The sequence below is a fragment of the Streptomyces katrae genome (assembly GCF_000966975.1).
GTDB classification, from domain to species: Bacteria; Actinomycetota; Actinomycetes; order Streptomycetales; family Streptomycetaceae; genus Streptomyces; species Streptomyces katrae.
In genome coordinates, this window is record NZ_JZWV01000916.1 from 1 (window position 1) to 579 (window position 579).

At 72.9% G+C, this 579-nt stretch carries 1 protein-coding gene and 1 pseudogene; both read left to right on the forward strand.

Features of this window, described 5'->3' with window-relative positions; all coding sequences use genetic code 11:
- Positions 1-399 (forward strand): annotated as a pseudogene (locus tag VR44_RS29610) (hypothetical protein); the annotation flags it as partial.
- Positions 396-579, forward strand: a 184-nt coding sequence (locus VR44_RS45410) for a DUF1365 family protein (protein ID WP_342669405.1), incomplete at its 3' end; no start/stop codon positions are given. The pseudogene VR44_RS29610 and the gene VR44_RS45410, both read left to right, overlap by 4 nt.

A 579-nucleotide genomic window follows, 5' to 3' on the forward strand; every position in this document is an offset into this window, starting at 1 on the left:
TACTCCCGCAACCCCACCGTGCTGCACCGCGACACCACCGTCCTGCCCCGCGGCCGGCACGCCCGGGCCTCCTGGAACTACCGGCTCCCCTCCTGTTCCGCGCGGCCGGGAGCCGTGCAGGTCAGTTACGACATGAACCGGCTCCAGCGGTTGCCCGGCGACGAGCCGCACATCGTCACGCTCAATCCCGGTGACCGGCTCGACGAGAGCAGGGTCCTGGCACGGATGGTCTACGAACACCCCCTCCACGCGGCCGAATCGGTGGCGGCGCAGCGGCTGCTGCCCACCCTGAACGACGGCGTCACCGCCTACGCGGGCGCCTACCACGGGTGGGGGTTCCACGAGGACGGCTGCCGTTCGGGCGCCGAGGCCGCCCGCTCCCTCGGGGTGGTCTGGTGACGCCGGCCCCCGCCCGCCCGGCGCCGCGCGTGCCCGCCCTGTACGTGACGGAGGTGCGGCACACCCGGTCCGCTCCCGTCCGGTACCGGCTGCGCCACCGGACGTACCTGTGGCTGGTCGACGTGGACGACCTCCCGGTCCTGCCCCTGTCTCTTATACACATCTCTGAGCGGGCTGGCA